The sequence below is a fragment of the Enterobacter cloacae complex sp. FDA-CDC-AR_0132 genome (assembly GCF_003010695.1).
In the GTDB taxonomy this organism is placed as follows: domain Bacteria; phylum Pseudomonadota; class Gammaproteobacteria; order Enterobacterales; family Enterobacteriaceae; genus Enterobacter; species Enterobacter ludwigii.
On record NZ_CP027618.1, the window covers coordinates 4,578,671 to 4,594,233 of the forward strand.

A 15,563-nucleotide genomic window follows, 5' to 3' on the forward strand; every position below is an offset into this window, starting at 1 on the left:
TTCACGCAACACCAAAGTTGTTTCAGTCAACGGAGTATTACATGTCCAGAAGGCTTCGCAGAACCAAGATCGTAACCACCTTAGGCCCGGCCACTGACCGCGATAACAATCTCGAGAAAATTATCGCCGCGGGTGCCAACGTGGTGCGTATGAACTTCTCTCACGGTACGCCAGAAGACCATAAATTACGTGCCGACAAAGTGCGTGAAATTGCGGCCAAACTTGGCCGTCATGTTGCTATTCTCGGGGACCTGCAGGGTCCAAAAATTCGTGTTTCAACCTTCAAAGAAGGTAAAGTCTTCCTCAATATCGGCGATAAATTCCTGCTCGATGCCAACCTGGGTAAAGGCGAAGGCGATAAAGAAAAAGTTGGGATCGACTATAAAGGTCTGCCGGCTGACGTTGTGCCTGGCGATATTCTGCTGCTCGACGACGGTCGCGTTCAGCTGAAAGTGCTGGAAGTTCAGGGGATGAAGGTATTCACCGAAGTCACCGTCGGCGGCCCGCTCTCAAACAACAAAGGCATTAACAAACTTGGCGGTGGCCTCTCAGCCGAAGCGCTGACCGATAAAGACAAAGCGGATATCGTGACCGCTGCGCTGATTGGCGTTGACTATCTGGCCGTCTCCTTCCCGCGCTGTGGCGAAGACCTGAACTACGCGCGCCGTCTGGCACGTGATGCGGGCTGTGATGCCAAAATCGTTGCTAAAGTGGAACGTGCGGAAGCCGTTTGCGATCAGGACGCGATGGATGACGTGATTCTGGCGTCTGACGTGGTGATGGTTGCCCGTGGCGATCTGGGCGTGGAAATTGGCGACCCTGAGCTGGTGGGGATCCAGAAAGCACTGATCCGCCGTGCACGTCAGCTTAACCGCGCCGTGATCACCGCAACCCAGATGATGGAATCCATGATCACCAACCCAATGCCGACCCGTGCAGAGGTGATGGACGTGGCTAACGCCGTGCTGGACGGTACCGATGCCGTAATGCTTTCTGCAGAAACCGCAGCCGGCCAGTACCCTGCTGAAACCGTAGCCGCGATGGCACGCGTTTGCCTGGGTGCTGAAAAGATCCCAAGCATCAACGTCTCTAAACACCGTCTGGACGTGCAGTTCGACAACGTGGAAGAAGCGATTGCGATGTCTGCCATGTACGCCGCTAACCACCTGAAAGGCGTAACGGCGATTATCACCATGACTGAATCTGGCCGTACCGCGCTGATGACCTCCCGTATCAGCTCCGGTCTGCCCATCTTCGCCATGTCTCGCCACGAGCGTACGCTGAACCTGACGGCGCTGTATCGCGGTGTCACGCCGGTGCACTTCGACAGCACCAACGACGGTGTCGCGGCTGCCCACGACGCCGTGAACCTGCTGCGCGACAAAGGCTATCTGGTCTCCGGTGATATCGTGATTGTGACTCAGGGTGACGTGATGAGCACCATCGGCTCGACCAATACCACTCGCGTATTGACCGTCGAGTAAGCACGCCCCTGTTAAAAAGCCCGCTCTTTTCGGAGCGGGCTTTTTTTATTTCTGCTTATTTCTTCGGGAAAAGCTCTTTGCGTTTGTACGGCTCTGTTTCACCGGGCTTACGCGTTTTGAGCAACTTCAGTATCCACGTGTATTGCTCAGCATGCGGTCCCACCAGAATCTCGACCTCTTCGTTCATTCGGCGTGCAATGGTGTGATCGTCCGCCGTCAGTAAATCATCCATCGGTGGACGCACTTCAATGCTCAGGCGATGGGTTTTCCCGTCGTATACCGGAAACAGCGGAATGACGCGCGCACGGCAGACTTTCATCAGACGGCCAATCGCCGGCAACGTGGCTTTATACGTCGCGAAAAAATCCACAAATTCACTGTGCTCGGGGCCGTGGTCCTGATCCGGCAGATAGTAACCCCAGTAGCCCTGACGCACCGACTGTATAAACGGTTTGATGCCATCATTACGCGCATGCAGACGGCCACCAAAACGGCGACGCACGGTGTTCCAGACGTAATCAAAGATCTTATTGCCCTGGTTATGGAACATTGCCGCCATTTTCTGCCCCTGTGATGCCATCAGCATCGCAGGAATATCCACACCCCAGCCGTGAGGAACGAGGAAGATCACCTTCTCGTTGTTGCGGCGCATCTCTTCGATGATTTCCAGCCCTTTCCAGTCAACTCGCGTCTGAACTTTCTCCGGCCCTTTGAGCGCCAGTTCGGCCATCATCGCCATGGCCTGCGGCGCGGTCGTGTACATGTCGTCAATCAGCGCTTCACGCTCAGCGTCACTCTTCTCCGGGAAACAGTACAGGAGGTTAATCTGCGCACGGCGACGGGCACTTTTACCAAACCGGCCCGCCAGGCGGCCTATTTTTCCCAGTACCGGATCGCGAACTGAGGCAGGTAACATCGCAATCCCCGCAAATGCGTAAACGCCAAGCCAGGCACTCCAGTTGCGCGGGTGGCGAAAAGATTTTTCAAACTCAGGAATGTACTCAATATTGTTTTTTTGGGTTTCCATGCTGGTTCCAGGGTCTGGTGACGCAAAATTTCATTCAGATAGTGTAGCGAGGCAGCCGCTCGCGCACAAAACAAAAAGCCGGCACATACTGAGGCCGGCTTTTTCACAAAACAGAGGGCTTAATCAAAGCGCAGCTGCGGAATCACCTCTTTCACCTGCGCCAGGTAATCGGAACGATCTTTACCTGTCAGGCCTTCGGTACGCGGCAGTTTCGCCGTAAGCGGGTTCACTGCCTGTTGGTTAATCCATACCTCATAGTGCAAATGCGGCCCGGTAGAGCGCCCGGTATTCCCGGAGAGCGCGATACGGTCGCCACGTTTCACTTTCTGTCCCGGCTTAACCAGTAGCTTACGCAGGTGCATATAGCGGGTGGTGTAGGTACGACCATGACGCACCGCGACATAATACCCGGCTGCACCGCTACGTTTTGCAATCACCACTTCGCCATCACCCACAGCCAGCACAGGTGTCCCCTGCGGCATGGCAAAGTCAACGCCACGGTGCGGCGCAACACGCCCGGTGACCGGGTTAAGACGGCGCGGGTTAAAGTTGGATGAAACACGGAATTGTTTAGCCGTCGGGAAGCGCAGGAAGCCCTTCGCAAGCCCGGTACCGCTGCGGTCGTAGAACTTACCGTCTTCAGCACGAATGGCGTAGTAATCTTTGCCATCAGAGCGCAGACGCACGCCCACCAGTTGGCTCTGCTCACGCTTGCCGTCAAGCATTTCACGGGACATGAGAACGGAGAATTCATCGCCTTTCTTCAGTTTGCGGAAGTCCATTTGCCACTGCATGGCTTTAATTACCGAGCTGATTTCGGCGCTGGTCAGCCCCGCATCGCGCGCGCTGGAGACGAAGCTTGCGCCTACGGTCCCTTTCATCACGCTGTTCACCCAGTCGCCTTTCTGCATTTCACTGGTCATTTTGAAACCGTTTGCAGTGCGATCGTAGGTGCGGGTTTCGCGACGGGACATCTCCCAGGTCAGGCGTTGCAGATCGCCATCAGCGGTTAACGTCCAGGAGAGCTGTTGACCAATTTTCAGGTTACGAAGATCTTTATCAGCCGCAGCCAGCTGGCTGATGTTTCCCATGTCGATACCGTACTGGTTCAGAACGCTGCTTAACGTATCACCCGTCGAAACGACATATTCGTGGATCCCCGCTTCATTCTCGGTTTTATCGTCCAGCTCATCCTGCGGGATGGCTTCATCTTCCTGAGCCGCCTGGTCGATAGGTTCACTGGCCTCAGGGAGGAGAGAGCGGATCTCGCTCTTCTCAAGCTCGATGGTTTTGATGATGGGGGCAGAACTCGGATGGTAAACATAGGGCCGCCAGACGGCGACCGCTAACGTGAGAACTGTAAGAGACCCCAGCATAACGCGATGGGGTCGAGGCAGATTGTTAAATGCCAGGGCGACAGAGCGGGCTATCTGTTGCACGTATTCACTTCCTCGTTAATCTCCTTTCAGGCAGCTCGCATACTGGTTCGCCAGTTGGCTGAGAAACTGCGAATAGCTCGCTTTGCTCAACTGGATATTCGTTCCTAGCGGGTCAAGGGTTCCCATGCGCACGGATGTTCCCCTGGCCACGGCTTCTACGACCACTGGCCTGAACTGTGGCTCAGCAAAAACGCATGTCGCTTTCTGCTCAACCAACTGTGTTCTGATTTCATGTAAACGCTGCGCACCAGGTTGAATTTCAGGGTTGACGGTAAAGTGCCCCAGCGGGGTCAGGCCGTAGTGTTTCTCGTAATAGCCATAGGCGTCATGAAAAACGAAATACCCTTTTCCTTTCAACGGTGCGAGCTCATTACCCACCTGCTTATCGGTTGCGGCTAATTGTGCCTCAAAATCCTTCAGGTTGGCGTCTAGTTTGGCTCGACTTTGCGGCATAAGTTCCACTAATTTGTCATGGATTGCAACCGCCGAAAGCCGCGCTATCTCTGGGGATAGCCAAAGGTGCATGTTGTACTCGCCATGATGGTGATCCCCATCACCTTTTTCGCCATCGGCGTGTCCGGCATCATGTTCATCACCGTCGTCGTCAGCCCCTTTCATGAGCAACGGTTTCACGCCCGGGAGTTCGGCAATGGCGACCTGTTTTTCGCCCGGTACCTGTTTTGCCGACTTCTGCATAAACGCTTCCATCTCTGGACCAATCCATAGAACTAAGTCCGCGTTTTGTAAGCGTTTTACATCAGATGGACGCAGGGAATAATCATGCTCGGAAGCCCCATCAGGGAGCAGAACCTGGGTGTCAGTGACCCCATCTGCAATCGCGGAAGCAATGAAACCGAGCGGTTTAAGCGAAGCGACAACAGCAGCGTTAACATCTTGTGCTGTTGAACCCCAAAGGGCAGCGGATAATGCTGCGAAAAGAAGCGTATTTTTATGTAACATAATGCGACTAATCATCGTAATGAATGCGTGGGATGTGATATTATAACATTCGTTGACTTCTGCAAGCTTAAATTGACATGACAACTTTGGTTTCTCTCGACAATATTTCGGTCTCATTTGGCCAACGCCGCGTCCTCTCTGACGTGTCGCTGGATCTGAAACCCGGCAAAATTCTGACGCTGCTCGGCCCCAATGGCGCAGGGAAATCCACCCTGGTGCGCGTGGTGCTGGGTCTGGTAACACCTGACGAAGGGATTATCCGCCGTGAGGAAAAATTACGCATCGGCTATGTACCGCAAAAACTCCACCTCGACGCCACGCTGCCGCTGACGGTTAGCCGCTTCCTGCGTCTGCGCCCCGGGACTCATAAAGCCGATATTCTTCCGGCGCTGAAACGCGTGCAGGCAGGCCATCTGATTGATGCCCCGCTGCAGAAACTGTCCGGGGGTGAAACCCAGCGCGTATTGCTTGCCCGCGCCCTGTTGAGCAGCCCACAGCTTCTGGTGCTGGATGAGCCGACGCAGGGTGTGGACGTCAATGGTCAGGTCGCACTTTACGATTTAATCGACCAGCTACGCCGCGAACTCAACTGTGCGGTGCTGATGGTTTCCCACGATCTCCATCTGGTGATGGCCAAGACCGACGAAGTGCTGTGCCTTAACCATCACATCTGCTGTTCCGGCACGCCGGAAGTGGTGTCAATGCACCCTGAATTCATCTCCATGTTCGGCCCTCGCGGCGCTGAGCAACTGGGAATTTATCGCCATCATCACAATCACCGCCATGATTTACAGGGACGAATTGTCCTGCGTCGGGGAAATGGACACTCATGATTGAACTGTTACTGCCCGGCTGGCTGGCCGGGATTATGCTTGCCTGCGCCGCGGGCCCGCTGGGCTCGTTTGTGGTGTGGCGCAGAATGTCCTATTTTGGCGATACGCTGGCACACGCGTCTCTGCTGGGCGTTGCCTTTGGCCTGTTACTGGACGTGAATCCCTTCTACGCGGTGATTGTGGTTACGCTGCTGCTGGCCGCAGGGCTGGTATGGCTGGAAAAGCGCCCTCACCTCGCCATCGATACGCTGCTTGGTATTATGGCCCACAGCGCCCTGTCGCTGGGTCTGGTGGTCGTGAGCCTGATGTCGAACATTCGTGTTGATCTGATGGCCTACCTGTTCGGTGACCTGCTGGCCGTGACGCCTGAAGATCTGATCTCCATCGCCGCTGGTGTGGTGGTCGTGCTGGGTATTCTGCTCTGGCAGTGGCGTAATTTGCTGGCGATGACCGTCAGCCCGGATCTGGCGTTTGTCGACGGCGTGAAGCTGCAGCGCGTGAAGCTGTTGCTGATGCTGGTGACGGCGTTAACGATTGGTGTGGCGATGAAATTCGTCGGCGCGCTGATCATCACTTCCCTGCTGATTATCCCCGCGGCCACTGCGCGTCGTTTTGCCCGTACGCCGGAGCAAATGGCCGGTGTCGCGGTTATCATCGGGATGATTGCGGTAACGGGAGGGTTAACCTTCTCTGCGTTCTACGATACCCCTGCCGGCCCGTCTGTGGTGCTGTGTGCGGCGCTGCTGTTTATCTTCAGTATGATGAAGAAGCCTGCAAGCTGATCGCCTCTCCCCTCTCCCACCCGGGAGAGGGGACCTCTGCTACGGCATCGCTGGCGGGGTAATACCAAAATGGTTCCACGCCCGCACCGTTGCCATACGACCGCGCGGGGTACGTTGCAAGAAACCCTGCTGGATCAGATACGGCTCAAGCACATCTTCAATTGTCTCGCGCTCTTCACCAATCGCTGCCGCCAGGTTATCCAGTCCGACCGGACCGCCAAAGAACTTATCCAGTACCGCCAGCAACAGCTTACGGTCCATGTAGTCAAAGCCTTCGGCATCCACATTCAGCATATCCAGCGCCTGCGCTGCAATCTCAGCCGAGATCGTGCCATCGTGCTTTACTTCGGAAAAGTCACGTACGCGACGCAACAGGCGGTTCGCAATACGCGGCGTCCCCCGGGAGCGCTTCGCTACCTCAAACGCCCCTTCCTCGCTCATCTCCAGCCCCATATAGCGGGCACTGCGGCCAACGATATGCTGAAGATCCGCAACCTGATAGAACTCCAGACGCTGAACGATACCAAAACGATCGCGAAGCGGAGAGGTCAATGACCCGGCGCGCGTCGTCGCGCCAATCAGGGTAAACGGAGGCAGATCGATTTTGATGGAACGTGCTGCCGGACCTTCACCGATCATGATGTCCAGCTGGTAATCTTCCATCGCCGGATAGAGCACCTCTTCCACAACCGGCGACAGACGGTGGATCTCATCGATAAACAGCACGTCATGCGGTTCAAGGTTGGTCAACATTGCCGCCAGATCGCCCGCTTTTTCCAGCACCGGGCCAGAAGTTGTGCGCAGGTTAACGCCCATTTCATTGGCGACAATGTTCGCCAGCGTGGTTTTCCCCAGACCGGGAGGGCCAAAAATCAGCAGGTGATCGAGTGCATCGCCGCGCAGTTTTGCCGCCTGAATGAAGATCTCCATCTGAGAACGAACCTGCGGCTGGCCAATATACTCATCAAGCAGTTTCGGGCGGATGGCGCGATCCACCACGTCTTCTGCCTGAAGGGTGCCTGCCGATACCAGGCGATCTGCTTCAATCATCCTTTACCTCACAATGCCGCGCGTAGCGCTTCACGAATCAGGGTTTCACTGCTGGCATCCGGTTTGGCAATTTTGCTCACCATCCGGCTGGCCTCCTGAGGTTTATATCCCAGCGCCACCAGCGCAGCAACCGCTTCCTGTTCAGCATCGTCAGAGGCTTGCGCGCCCGGCGAGGTAAGCACCAGATCAGCGGCTGGCGTAAACAGATCGCCATGCAGACCTTTAAAGCGGTCTTTCATCTCGACAATCAAACGCTCCGCGGTTTTCTTGCCGATACCCGGGAGTTTAATCAGCGCAGCAGGATCTTCGCGTTCAACGGCATTGACGAACTGTGGAGCGGACATGCCGGACAAAATAGCCAGCGCCAGCTTCGGCCCGACGCCGTTGGTTTTGATCAGCTCGCGAAACAGCATCCGTTCCTGTTTGTTATTGAAGCCATACAGCAACTGGGCATCTTCACGCACCACAAACTGGGTAAAGACAATCGCCTCTTTGCCCGCGTCCGGCAACTCATAGAAGCAGGTCATCGGCATATGGACTTCATAGCCCACGCCACCGACTTCCAGCAGCACTAACGGGGGTTGTTTTTCAATGATGATGCCTCTGAGTCTGCCTATCACGTGACGCTCCTGCGTTCTGGAAGAAATTAACTGCCGACATAATAAAAAAAGGCTGGATAAACATCCAGCCTGATTTGTCATTATCGTAACCTGCCTCGCGCCAGATTAAGCCGCGATTCGCTCATCTGAACCGCGTTCTGGCTTATATGACAGTGGGTAATGGCTATCGCCAGCGCATCGGCGGCGTCTGCCTGCGGGTTCGCGGGAAGCTTCAGGAGCGTGCGCACCATATGCTGCACCTGACTTTTCTCCGCGCTACCAATCCCCACGACGGTCTGTTTGACCTGTCTGGCTGCGTATTCGAACACCGGAAGATCCTGATTCACTGCCGCAACAATGGCGACGCCCCGTGCCTGACCCAGTTTTAACGCTGAATCAGCGTTTTTCGCCATAAAGACCTGCTCGATGGCAAAAAAGTCGGGCTGAAACTGGGTGATGATCTCCGACACGCCAGCATAGATTAGCTTCAGGCGCGACGGCAGATCGTCCACTTTGGTCCGAATACAGCCGCTGCCAAGGTAGGTTAACTGGCGCCCTACCTGCCGGATGACGCCATAACCGGTGACGCGCGAGCCGGGGTCAATCCCGAGGATAATAGACATCACGCGTCTCCCGTAAACGGTTTATACGCTCTCATCAGAGAGTCGCTGCAACCTCATCAGAGATTTCACCGTTATGATACACTTCCTGCACGTCGTCGCAGTCTTCGAGCATGTCGATCAGACGCAGCAGTTTAGGTGCCGTTTCCGCATCCATGTCCGCTTTGGTTGACGGGATCATGGAGACTTCAGCATTGTCTGCTTTCAGACCCGCCGCTTCCAGCGCGTCACGTACCGCGCCCATCTCTTCCCACGCGGTGTAGACGTCGATTGCGCCATCATCATAGGTCACAACGTCTTCTGCACCGGCTTCCAGCGCCGCTTCCATGATTACATCTTCGTCGCCTTTCTCGAAGGAGATGACGCCTTTTTTGCTGAACAGATAGGCCACGGAGCCGTCAGTGCCCAGGTTACCACCGCATTTGCTGAAGGCATGACGCACTTCCGCTACGGTACGGTTACGGTTGTCGGACAGACATTCAACCATCACCGCCGTACCGCCAGGACCGTAACCTTCATAAATGATGGTTTCCATGTTCGCGTCTTCATCACCGCCTACGCCACGTGCGATAGCACGGTTCAGGGTGTCACGCGTCATGTTGTTGGACAGGGCTTTATCCACTGCCGCGCGCAGACGCGGGTTAGACGCCGCATCGCCGCCGCCCAGACGTGCCGCTGTAACCAGCTCACGAATAATTTTGGTGAAGATCTTACCGCGCTTGGCATCCTGTGCCGCTTTGCGGTGTTTGGTGTTGGCCCACTTACTATGACCTGCCATAAAAATTTCCTCAAAGAGCGCGCCTTTTCAGGCTACGTTAATTACAAATTCTTCAATCGCCTGCCGGTTGCTCCACGATTTGGTCAGTGCAGCGGCATCCGCCGCATCCACCCAGCGGTAGGTCAGGTGTTCGGTAAACACGATCTCCCGTTCATGGGGGAGCGCGAGACAGAACCACGATTCCGTATTGCGCTCAATACCCGGCGCATAGCGATGACGTAAATGGCTAAAAATTTCAAACTCCACCGTGCGCTGACAGTCCTTCAGGGTCAGTTGCTCGCAAGCAACGTCAATGGTGACCTCTTCCTTTACTTCGCGCGCGGCGGCCTGCGACGCGGTCTCCCCCTCTTCCAGGCTGCCGGTAACCGACTGCCAGAAATCAGGGTCATCGCGCCGCTGCAACATCAGCACCCGTTTCGTATCTTCTGCATAAATGACAACCAGAACCGAAACGGGACGCTTATACTGCATATTATTCGTTCTCCGAAATCTCTTTTGAAGCTTTCGGAAGCACCTGAATGCCCAACTCAGCCAGCGCGGCCGGGTTGGCAAAGCTTGGGGCTTCCGTCATCAGACAGGCCGCAGCCGTGGTTTTCGGGAAGGCGATAACATCACGAATGTTGTCGGTGCCGGTCAGCAGCATGGTCAAACGGTCAAGACCGAATGCCAGACCCGCGTGTGGCGGCGTACCGTATTTCAGGGCGTCCAACAGGAAGCCGAATTTCTCGCGCTGTTCGTGCTCGTTGATTCCCAGAATACCAAACACGGTTTGCTGCATTTCGCCGCTGTGAATACGCACGGAACCGCCACCCACTTCGTAGCCGTTGATAACCATGTCATACGCGTTTGCTACCGCATCTTCCGGTGCCGCTTTAAGCTCTGCCGCCGTCATGTCTTTTGGCGAGGTGAACGGGTGGTGCATTGCGGTCAGGCCGCCTTCACCGTCGTCTTCGAACATTGGGAAGTCGATTACCCACAGCGGAGCCCATTTGCTCTCGTCCGTCAGGCTCAGGTCTTTACCCAGCTTCAGGCGCAGCGCGCCCATTGCGTCAGCAACGATTTTCTTGTTGTCTGCGCCAAAGAAGATCATGTCGCCATCCTGTGCGCCGGTGCGCTCGAGGATCGCTTCCACGATTTCCGCGTTCAGGAATTTCGCCACCGGGCTGGTAATGCCTTCCAGACCTTTCGCACGTTCGGTCACTTTAATATAGGCCAGACCTTTCGCGCCGTAGATCTTGATGAAGTTGCCGTAATCGTCAATCTGCTTACGGCTCAGCGCCGCACCGCCCGGTACACGCAGGGCAGCCACGCGACCTTTTGGATCGTTAGCCGGGCCGGCAAATACCGCGAACTCAACGGATTTCACCAGGTCTGCAACGTCCACCAGCTCCATCGGGTTACGCAGGTCTGGTTTGTCAGAGCCGTAGCGACGTTCAGCTTCAGCGAAGGTCATGATGGGGAAATCACCCAGTTCCACGCCTTTCACGTCATTCCACAGACTGCGCACCAGGGCTTCCATCACTTCACGCACCTGCTCGGCCGTCATGAAGGAGGTTTCCACATCGATCTGGGTAAATTCTGGCTGACGGTCAGCACGCAGGTCTTCGTCGCGGAAGCATTTTACAATCTGATAGTAGCGATCGAAGCCGGACATCATCAGCAGCTGTTTGAACAGCTGAGGAGACTGTGGCAGCGCGTAGAATTTGCCTTTGTGTACACGGGATGGAACCAGGTAATCGCGCGCGCCTTCCGGCGTGGCTTTGGTCAGCATCGGGGTTTCGATGTCGAGGAAACCGTGGTCATCCATAAAGCGACGCACCAGGCTGGTGATTTTCGCACGGGTTTTCAGGCGCTGAGCCATTTCCGGACGACGCAGGTCCAGATAGCGGTATTTCAAACGCGCTTCTTCAGTGTTGACGTGGTTGGAGTCCAGCGGCAGCGCTTCAGCACGGTTGATGATAACCAGATCCGACGCCAGCACTTCAATTGCGCCGGTCGCCATGTCTGCGTTAACGTTTTTCTCGTCACGCGCACGTACGGTGCCGGTGACCTGAATGCAGAACTCATTACGCAGCTCAGAAGCCAGCTTCAACGCATCTGCGCGATCTGGGTCGAAGAACACCTGAACGATACCTTCGCGGTCGCGCATATCGATGAAGATAAGGCTCCCAAGATCACGACGACGATTGACCCAACCACACAGGGTTACCTGCTGTCCAACGTGGGACTGACGCAACTGCCCGCAATATTCTGTACGCATGAGATATCCCTTAATTAGCCGCAGGCTAAATGTCGCCTGGAATGCAGGCTACTATGTCGCAGCTTTCTGTATGTCACAACTGGATGAAAAAAGGCGGCTATTATACTGGAAATTCCGCCAGACGATAAGAGCGAACCACGGCCAGACGGTCGTTTGCTGCGCGCTTATTGCGTATTCTCACAAAAATTAACAAAATTATCCGACCGATAACAGGTCATTACGTCGTAAGGTGTAGCGGAAGCAACTCATTTCACTGGAGTTACCATGTTAACACTTAATGCCCGCAAAACCGCGCTTGTGGTGATTGATTTACAGGAAGGGATCCTGCCGTTTGCCGGAGGCCCGCACAGCGCCGAAGATGTTGTCAGCCGCGCCGCGCGTCTGGCAGAAAAATGCCGTGCCAGCGGTGCCCCCGTGATCATGGTGCGCGTTGGCTGGTCAGCGGATTTCGCTGAGGCCTTAAAACAGCCTGTCGATGCTCAGGTTGCAGCACATTCACTACCTGAAAACTGGTGGACCTATCCGGTTTCGCTCGGCAAACGGGACAGCGATATCGAAGTGACCAAACGCCAGTGGGGCGCATTCTACGGCACCGATCTTGAGCTGCAGCTGCGTCGGCGCGGTATCGACACCCTGATTCTCTGTGGGACCTCCACCAACATTGGCGTGGAATCCACCGCCCGGAACGCCTGGGAGCTGGGCTTTAACCTGGTGATTGCTGAAGATGCATGCAGCGCAGCGTCTGCGGAGCAGCACCAGGGCAGTATGACCCACATCTTCCCGCGCATTGGCCGCGTGCGTAGCACGGACGACATTATAAGCGCCCTATGATCTACCTTGGCCTGCCCCAGTGGTCGCACCCGAAATGGGTGCGCCTGGGTATTACCAGCCTTGAAGAATATGCCCGTCATTTCAACTGCGTCGAGGGCAATACCACCCTCTACGCGCTACCCAGAGCAGAGATTGTTGAGCGCTGGCGCGACCAGACGACCGATGATTTCCGCTTCTGCTTCAAGTTTCCGGCGACGATCTCCCACACCGCTGCGCTGCGAAACTGCGGTGATTTGACCGACGAGTTCTTTGGCCGGATGTCGCCGCTGGCGAACCGCATCGGTCAGTACTGGTTGCAGCTTCCGGCCACCTTTAGCCCACGCGACCTGCCTGCGCTATGGCAGTTTCTTGATACCCTGCCCAAAGACTTTACCTACGGCGTTGAGGTGAGACATGCGGCGTTTTTTGCCAAGGGAGAGGCTGAAACGGCGCTTAACCGTGGCTTACATGCGCGCGGGGTGAACCGGGTGATTCTGAAGAGACCTTTCTATTGATACACTTTCCCTCTCAGACTGAAATCACTTATTTTGAAGATTAATCTCTGATGTTTCGCTTTGGTTGAGTTTAACCTCTTCAATAAATTCAGCTACGCTCCGTTTTTTCCTTATACCATTCTTCAGAGCATTCCTTTGTTCTGAAAGCTCGAAGTCTTCCACGCTGAACAAATCAGAAATTTCATCCACCAATTGCTTAACTGACCTTCTGTCATCAAGTCTTAGGGCTTTTTCTAACAGTGTCGTAACGTTTATCGCAATATCTTGAATCTTTTGCTTTTCCTTTAACAACTCTTCAAAATCGGCTTTCTCATCCTCAAGTTTTTTGGTAAGAAGTTCAATTTTTTCATCAAGGATTTTCTTTTGGGTTTCAAGCTCTTCAGTTAGTATCTGCTCGCGCTTGCCTCTTTCGACTTCAGTCTGTATATCAGCGTTGATTTTGGCAATTTCAACATCCACTGCCATATCTGATTGAACCTTAAGCTTTGATAGCTTGATGTTATCTTGAAACACTCTCTCCTTGGACTGAAAAACATTATCCTTGTATCTGTCATCAGCCCACCTATGTGCCTGAGACAGGAGCCACTGAGCATAGGGTGAGACAACAGCCAAAATGCTGCCAGAAAGGATGGGGGCAAACACGTAATACAGATAGAAATAATCCTGTGAAAGGATGTAATCGATTCGGAACTTTACAGGCGCATCACTCATGAACAACATTGCTAGGTTAGGCCAATTAAACCATGTCCACGCCAGAATAATGAACCCCCACAAGGGACTCTTAATCCTCTGTTCTAAAGCATGTTTCACTGAATCAGTGAGACCTCCATCCATTATTGAACCTCTAACTCTCAGCTTTTTCTTATCATAATCGTTCAAAATATTTTTCGAAACAATACTGGCAACATGAATGGCCACCCTCGGCAACCCTTACAATTAGAAGATGGCTAATCGATTGATAAACATGAATACGGCGGGATTAATGAGAGGGGTTAAACAGCTTCAAGCAAATGAGAGAGAGCAACCACTCGGATTCGTTCTTGCGTGTAACCTGCTAAACGGTACTTCTTAACCAACGAGTAACCAATCTCATCCAGACGGTTAAGAGCCTTATCAGACAGCTTCACAATGATGTTATTTCGGTTATCCCCACCTTCAGAGTGAAACGGTGCTCTTGCTGCTGAAGCGGTTACCCGTACAATCTGTGGCTTTGGTTTAGGCGGCTGTCTACGTGTCTTTGAACAGTCCACACATCTACCCGATGAGACATAACGGATAAGTGAGCCGCAATGAATGCAAGGCTTATCAGGGTTAGTGAAAGTATTAGCCATTTAAGAGTCCTTCTAAGTAGCTGGTGATTCGGGCTTGCTGGCAACGGGTTGAACCATCGTTTGAACGGCGAACCAGCTTATCAAATAATTGAGGGTGGATTTTCCCAACCAGATTGTGACCAACAATTAGACGCTTTTCAGAATCGTAATAGTTAATAGGGGCGTTAATTGTATCTTCCATATCAGCCCCCGCTTACCATCTGTTTAATAGCCTCTTTCAAGGCTGCATCTCTTTGCTGTTCAATTGTTGGCTTAGGCTTCACCTTATACGTGGTCACCGCTTTAGCTGGCTTCACTGAGGGCTTTGGCTTATTACCTGAAGAGAGTGCTTTAAAGGTTGATTCACTGATTTCATTTTGACCGTTGAAATATTTGAATTCCATTGAGTCAGTAAGATGATTATAGCTGCCACGTTTGGACAGCCCTTTCATTGGAATACTCATTATTCGGTCACCTCTTCAGAATCGGTGACAATCACGTTCAGGTAATCTGTAAAGTCTTTTACAGCATCCAGAGCTTTACGGGCTTCAATCACAATCTTGTTTTGCTGGTGTACAGCTTCAGAGGTTTTTACCTTCAGACGTTCAATCATCTTTTCAATGGCTAATTCAGCTTCAGCTTCAGCTTTATCAGTTGCGTCTTTCAGAGCATTCTTTTTAGATGAGATGAAATAGATTAAGCCCATTCCTACACGATGAACGATATAACCTTGTTCAGCCATGCTTTGAATCACAGATTGCTGGTTTGTTGGGTAAACCTGAACAACTTTAAAACCGTGTCTTTCAGACGGGTTAGCCAAATACTCAGCCGTCTTCTGTTGAATAAGCACTGAGCGGGATTCTAGAGCGTTTTGATATTCAAATTCAGCTTTACTCATTCGGTCAGTGGCCTGTTGAATCCGTGGGAAGTACAACTTTTCAATATGCTGTTTCTGTTCGAACGGTAATAAGTGGGAAATGCTTGCAACTGGCGATTCAATTCTTACAGCTTGATTTAAATTAGTCATTAGTAATTACTCTTAGTCTGGTTTGCTTAGATTTCAGAAAGCACAAAACCGCATCCAGCCAACTTAATG

General features: G+C 53.4%; 17 protein-coding genes and 1 pseudogene. 5 read left to right on the plus strand and 13 right to left on the minus strand.

Going from position 1 to position 15,563, the window contains the following annotated elements; translation table 11 throughout:
- Positions 1-41: 41 nt before the first annotated feature.
- Positions 42-1,484 (plus strand): pyruvate kinase, encoded by a 1,443-nt coding sequence (pyk, locus tag AM379_RS22230; protein ID WP_020883399.1) that lies wholly within the window; start codon positions 42-44, stop codon positions 1,482-1,484.
- 55 nt (positions 1,485-1,539) lie between these two features.
- Here pyk and lpxM read toward each other — a convergent pair whose 3' ends face one another.
- The 3 genes from lpxM to znuA all read right to left on the minus strand — a co-directional run bounded on the left by lpxM (position 1,540) and on the right by znuA (position 4,910).
- Positions 1,540-2,511: a lauroyl-Kdo(2)-lipid IV(A) myristoyltransferase gene (gene lpxM / locus AM379_RS22235; RefSeq protein WP_032678429.1), complete on the minus strand. Its 972-nt coding sequence runs from the start codon at positions 2,509-2,511 to the stop codon at positions 1,540-1,542.
- Between the two features lie 119 nt (positions 2,512-2,630).
- Positions 2,631-3,950: a murein DD-endopeptidase MepM gene (gene mepM, locus AM379_RS22240; RefSeq protein ID WP_014170636.1), complete on the minus strand. Its 1,320-nt coding sequence runs from the start codon at positions 3,948-3,950 to the stop codon at positions 2,631-2,633.
- 15 nt (positions 3,951-3,965) lie between these two features.
- The gene (gene znuA, locus AM379_RS22245) at positions 3,966-4,910 is read right to left on the minus strand and encodes a zinc ABC transporter substrate-binding protein ZnuA (protein ID WP_032679708.1); all 945 of its coding nucleotides are present in this window, start codon (positions 4,908-4,910) and stop codon (positions 3,966-3,968) included.
- A gap of 77 nt (positions 4,911-4,987) precedes the next feature.
- Here znuA and znuC point away from each other — a divergent pair, with 77 nt between their 5' ends.
- Both znuC and znuB read left to right on the plus strand, forming a co-directional pair.
- Positions 4,988-5,743 carry a zinc ABC transporter ATP-binding protein ZnuC gene (gene znuC, locus AM379_RS22250; RefSeq protein ID WP_020883396.1) on the plus strand — a complete coding sequence of 252 codons (756 nt, stop codon included), beginning with the start codon at positions 4,988-4,990 and terminating at the stop codon, positions 5,741-5,743.
- Entirely contained in the window at positions 5,740-6,525 is a 786-nt protein-coding gene (gene znuB, locus AM379_RS22255) for a zinc ABC transporter permease subunit ZnuB (protein ID WP_014170639.1), read from the plus strand. The genes znuC and znuB overlap by 4 nt, the downstream gene beginning before the upstream one ends.
- A 39-nt stretch (positions 6,526-6,564) precedes the next feature.
- Here the strand turns inward: znuB and ruvB are convergent, their stop codons facing one another.
- From ruvB to aspS, 6 genes are all read right to left on the minus strand, one after another.
- Positions 6,565-7,575 carry a Holliday junction branch migration DNA helicase RuvB gene (ruvB, locus tag AM379_RS22260; RefSeq protein ID WP_014170640.1) on the minus strand — a complete coding sequence of 337 codons (1,011 nt, stop codon included), beginning with the start codon at positions 7,573-7,575 and terminating at the stop codon, positions 6,565-6,567.
- An 8-nt stretch (positions 7,576-7,583) separates the two neighbouring features.
- Positions 7,584-8,195: a Holliday junction branch migration protein RuvA gene (gene ruvA, locus AM379_RS22265; protein WP_020883395.1), complete on the minus strand. Its 612-nt coding sequence runs from the start codon at positions 8,193-8,195 to the stop codon at positions 7,584-7,586.
- An 80-nt stretch (positions 8,196-8,275) separates the two neighbouring features.
- Entirely contained in the window at positions 8,276-8,797 is a 522-nt protein-coding gene (gene ruvC, locus AM379_RS22270) for a crossover junction endodeoxyribonuclease RuvC (RefSeq protein WP_025203848.1), read from the minus strand.
- Positions 8,798-8,831: 34 nt separating this feature from the next.
- Positions 8,832-9,572: a YebC/PmpR family DNA-binding transcriptional regulator gene (locus AM379_RS22275; protein WP_014170643.1), complete on the minus strand. Its 741-nt coding sequence runs from the start codon at positions 9,570-9,572 to the stop codon at positions 8,832-8,834.
- A 27-nt stretch (positions 9,573-9,599) separates the two neighbouring features.
- The gene (nudB, locus tag AM379_RS22280) at positions 9,600-10,043 is read right to left on the minus strand and encodes a dihydroneopterin triphosphate diphosphatase (protein ID WP_014170644.1); all 444 of its coding nucleotides are present in this window, start codon (positions 10,041-10,043) and stop codon (positions 9,600-9,602) included.
- Position 10,044: 1 nt separating this feature from the next.
- Positions 10,045-11,832, minus strand: a complete 1,788-nt coding sequence (gene aspS, locus AM379_RS22285; protein ID WP_032678430.1) for an aspartate--tRNA ligase — start codon at positions 11,830-11,832, stop codon at positions 10,045-10,047.
- 264 nt (positions 11,833-12,096) lie between these two features.
- Here aspS and AM379_RS22290 point away from each other — a divergent pair, with 264 nt between their 5' ends.
- Both AM379_RS22290 and AM379_RS22295 read left to right on the plus strand, forming a co-directional pair.
- The gene (locus AM379_RS22290) at positions 12,097-12,663 is read left to right on the plus strand and encodes a hydrolase (RefSeq protein WP_106504255.1); all 567 of its coding nucleotides are present in this window, start codon (positions 12,097-12,099) and stop codon (positions 12,661-12,663) included.
- Positions 12,660-13,154 (plus strand): annotated as a pseudogene (locus tag AM379_RS22295) (DUF72 domain-containing protein); the annotation flags it as partial. The gene AM379_RS22290 and the pseudogene AM379_RS22295, both read left to right, overlap by 4 nt.
- Positions 13,155-13,181: 27 nt before the next feature.
- Here the strand turns inward: AM379_RS22295 and AM379_RS22300 are convergent.
- The 4 genes from AM379_RS22300 to AM379_RS22315 form a co-directional block, all read right to left on the minus strand.
- The gene (locus tag AM379_RS22300; protein WP_106504258.1) at positions 13,182-14,075 is read right to left on the minus strand and encodes a hypothetical protein; all 894 of its coding nucleotides are present in this window, start codon (positions 14,073-14,075) and stop codon (positions 13,182-13,184) included.
- A 405-nt stretch (positions 14,076-14,480) separates the two neighbouring features.
- On the minus strand, positions 14,481-14,669 hold the full coding sequence (locus tag AM379_RS22305) for a hypothetical protein (RefSeq protein ID WP_045626072.1): 189 nt from the start codon (positions 14,667-14,669) through the stop codon (positions 14,481-14,483).
- 1 nt (position 14,670) lies between these two features.
- Entirely contained in the window at positions 14,671-14,931 is a 261-nt protein-coding gene (locus tag AM379_RS22310) for a hypothetical protein (protein ID WP_045626074.1), read from the minus strand.
- On the minus strand, positions 14,931-15,494 hold the full coding sequence (locus AM379_RS22315; RefSeq protein ID WP_226938425.1) for a hypothetical protein: 564 nt from the start codon (positions 15,492-15,494) through the stop codon (positions 14,931-14,933). The genes AM379_RS22310 and AM379_RS22315 overlap by 1 nt, the downstream gene beginning before the upstream one ends.
- Positions 15,495-15,563: the final 69 nt, after the last annotated feature.